General features: G+C 60.4%; 3 protein-coding genes. 2 read left to right on the plus strand and 1 reads right to left on the minus strand.

Annotated features, from left to right (window positions below):
- Window positions 1–126 precede the first annotated feature (126 nt).
- Complete coding sequence (mscL, locus tag AAC083_RS15305) at window positions 127–534, minus strand: large-conductance mechanosensitive channel protein MscL (protein WP_108537046.1); 408 nt, start codon at window positions 532–534, stop codon at window positions 127–129.
- Window positions 535–793: 259 nt separating this feature from the next.
- On the opposite strand from mscL, the gene AAC083_RS15310 reads away from it, so the two are divergent.
- Entirely contained in the window at window positions 794–1,510 is a 717-nt protein-coding gene (locus AAC083_RS15310; protein ID WP_042034737.1) for a disulfide isomerase DsbC N-terminal domain-containing protein, read from the plus strand.
- Complete coding sequence (gene recJ, locus AAC083_RS15315; protein WP_108537047.1) at window positions 1,476–3,206, plus strand: single-stranded-DNA-specific exonuclease RecJ; 1,731 nt, start codon at window positions 1,476–1,478, stop codon at window positions 3,204–3,206. Before AAC083_RS15310 ends, recJ begins: the two co-directional genes overlap by 35 nt.
- Window positions 3,207–3,620 lie beyond the last annotated feature (414 nt).

The following is a 3,620-nucleotide window of genomic DNA, read 5'->3' on the forward strand; positions in this document are numbered from 1 at the left end:
GATCTACACCCATGTGGCGAATGAACGACTCAAGGCGCTGCACGGGGAGCACCACCCCCGCGCCTGATGCGCAACAAAAAACCGCCACAGGGGCGGTTTTTTTAAACACACGACAGAAGTTGGCGCTTATTTTCCCTGCTGGGATTTGAGCAGATCGCGGATTTCGCTCAGCAGCTCCTGATCCTTGGTGGGGCCAGCGGGAGTGGCGGCCTCTTCCTGCTTCTTCTTGAGGGTGGTGATGGCTTTGAGCCCCATGAAGATGGCGAAGGCGATGATCAGGAAATCGATGATGGTCTGGATGAACCTGCCGTAGGCGATGACCACGGCCGGGGTGGCACCTTCGGCGTCCTTCAGGGTCACGACGAGATCGCTGAAGTCCACTCCCCCCAGGACCAGACCAATTGGCGGCATGATCACGTCACCCACGAAGGAGGAGACGATCTTGCCGAAGGCGGCACCAATGATGATGCCAACCGCCATGTCGATGACGTTGCCTCTTGCTGCAAAGGCCTTGAACTCTTGGATCAGACTCATGTTTCCCTCCCCAATTGGGCAGAGTGCGGCCGCTGTCGCACCCACGGTTGAATAATAAAACATCAGGAAAACAGAGGGATGACCGTCTTGTTTCCTGTCGTCACGGCTAGCTTGCTGGGCCTCTGCCCAATTGGCAACCTGTCAGAGAAGGATTTTTTGTGACCACCACTATTAATCAGTAAGTAATTAACAGGTTGAGACCTGGATATAGCCTGAGTTACCTTGTGAGTCCATTCGTTCATGCCAAGTGAGTAAAAGAGTGAAGCATTTACTACTGGGAATGATGCTGCTGTGCACGTTTGCTGCCAGCGCGGGGATGGATCCCCAATTATTGAAACAGCGTATAGAGCAGCGGCTCGGGGTACAGGTGTATCTGGTGGATGAAACCCCCATGCCTGGCCTCTTTATGCTGGGCACGGCTCAGGGGCCGCTCTATACCGATGCCAAGGGAGACTATGTGCTCCAGGGCATCATGCTGGATCTGGGCCATGACATGAAAAACCTCACCATGCAGGGCCAGCGTCAGCAACGGCAGCGGGCCCTGACCCAGATCGGCGAACGGCGTATGCAGCTCAAGGCGGTGCCCGAGCGTCACAGCGTCACCTTGTTTACCGACCTGACCTGCAGCCGCTGTCGTGCCGCGCTCGATGAGCTGCCCATACTGCAGGCGCTGGGGGTGAGCGTGCAGCTGTTGCCAGCGCTGGGAACCTTCGCCGATCTGGCCGAGGCGCAGGCGCGCTGGTGCGATCCCGGTCTGTTCAGTGAACTCAGTCTCAGTGATCGTTTGCCTGCGGCCGGTTGTAATGAGATCCTTGCCCATCATATCGGCCTGAGCCAGTGGCTCGGGATCAAGGCGCTGCCGAGCTGGGTCCTGCCAAACGGGGATCTGGTGCGGGGTTATCAGAGCCCTGAACAACTGCTCAAGATACTGGATCACATCAATGCCCCTGCAAATCCGTCGTCGTCCGCGAGTTGATGATTCCCATCTGCCCGCCACCCTGCATCCACTGCTTCGCCAAGTCTTCGCCAGCCGTGGCGTAGAGGATCCCGTCCTGCTGGAGCGCAGTGCCAGCTCGCTGCTGCCCCCCCAGCGTCTGTTTGGCATGGAGCAGGCGGTGCCGCTGCTGGCGGCGGCGCTCACTGCTCAGCAGCGTATCCTGATCGTCGGTGACTTCGACTGCGACGGCGCCACCAGCTCGGCCCTGTGCGTGCTGGCGCTGCGGGCTATGGGCGGTCACCACATCGATTTTCTGGTGCCCAATCGCTTCGAGTTCGGCTACGGCCTCACGCCGGAGATAGTCGAGCTGGCGGTGGCGCGTGGCGCCGAGTTTCTCATCACGGTGGACAACGGCATCTCCAGCATCGCCGGGGTGGCGGCGGCCAAGATGGCCGGCATGCAGGTGCTGGTCACCGATCATCACCTGCCGGGCCAGGAGTTGCCTGCTGCCGACGCGATAGTGAACCCCAACCAGCGTGGCTGCGACTTTCCCTCCAAGTCACTGGCCGGGGTGGGGGTGGCCTTCTATCTGATGGCGGCCCTCAACACCCACCTGCGCCAGCTGGGCTGGTACGAGCGGCAGGGTATTCGTGCCCCCAATGTGGCGGATTATCTGGATCTGGTGGCGCTCGGCACGGTCGCCGACGTGGTAGCACTGGATGGTAACAACCGCATCCTGGTGCATCAGGGGCTGCAGCGGATCCGGGCTGGTCGTTGCCGTCCCGGCATCCAGGCGCTGGTGGACGTATCGGGCCGCGATGGCCGCCGTCTCACCGCCGCCGATCTTGGCTTTGCGCTGGGGCCGCGCCTCAACGCAGTGGGCCGCCTCGATGACATGTCCCTCGGGGTCGCTTGTTTGCTCAGCGATGACCTCAATCTGGCGCGTCAGCTCGCCTCCGAGATGGACAGCCTCAACCAGGAGCGCAAGGAGATAGAGCAGGGGATGCAGCAGGAGGCGCTCGCGACCCTGGAGCAGATCCGTTTTCGCGATGGCGAAGTCCCATCCGGCATAGTGCTGCACAGAGACGAGTGGCATCAGGGGGTGGTGGGGCTGGTGGCCTCCAAGGTGAAGGAGCAGTACTACCGCCCGGTCATTGCTTTTGCCGAGAGCAGCGACACCGAGCTCAAGGGCTCCGGTCGCTCCATTCCCGGGGTGCATCTGCGCGATGCCCTCGAATTGCTCGATACCCGCCATCCGGGCCTGATGGGCAAGTTTGGCGGCCACGCCATGGCGGCGGGGCTGACCCTGCCCAAGGCCAACATCGAGGCCTTTGGTCGTGCCTTCGAGGGGGTCATCCGCGAGCTGGTGACGCCGGAGCTCTTGACCGGGGTGCTGCTCACCGATGGCGAATTACTGCCGGATGAGCTCAGCCTTGAGTTGGCGGAGCTCATTCGCGCCTCCGGCCCCTGGGGTCAGGCCTTCCCTGAGCCGCTGTTTGACGGCGAATTCGTGCTGGTACAGCAGCGGCTGGTGGGGGAGAAACACCTCAAGATGATGCTGACCACGGATTCGGGCCATGCGGTGGATGCCATCGCTTTTGGCGTCGATCTCAAGCGTTGGCCCGATGCCTCGGTGAAGCGGGTGCGGCTGGTCTATCGGCTCGATGTCAACGAGTGGCGCGGCAACCGCAGCGTGCAGCTGCTGGTGGAGCATCTGGAAGCCGCCGGCATCTAGTACCGGCTCTGGCACACCTGCTCACGACAACGGCCACCTCAGGGTGGCCGTGTTGTTATCAGCCTGGGCTGCCAATCAGGGGGTTGGACCCAAATGTAAGTCTCAGACGATAGAACCCCCTTTCTTTTAGTGGATTTTAAGTACCACCTTTTGGGATGGGAAGGGTGTTTAGTATCGTAAAAAGTTAATTAATGGATGTTTAAATTCAATTTATTGATAATTTGTGATACATTTAGCTCGTTTTATCCGTTGTCTTTTTTCAGGGACCTGACTGCTTGCCACCCCTTGGCCGATCACCGACAGGGCTGATGGCCCTCGCCATCGCCTGTATCTTGTGGCTTGCCGCCTTCGCGGCGGGAGGCATCAGTGCGCCCGGTCAGCCTATATCGGCCGAGCGGGTGGCTGCGATGCAAC

The sequence above is a fragment of the Aeromonas sp. HMWF014 genome, from assembly GCF_963878295.1.
GTDB classification, from domain to species: Bacteria; Pseudomonadota; Gammaproteobacteria; order Enterobacterales; family Aeromonadaceae; genus Aeromonas; species Aeromonas popoffii.

What these genes read in the sequence shown, in the direction of transcription:
- mscL (WP_108537046.1), bottom strand. Translation starts at nt 534, where the DNA reads ATGAGTCTGATCCAAGAGTTCAAGGCCTTTGCAGCAAGAGGCAACGTC.
- recJ (WP_108537047.1), top strand. Translation starts at nt 1,476, where the DNA reads ATGCCCCTGCAAATCCGTCGTCGTCCGCGAGTTGATGATTCCCATCTG.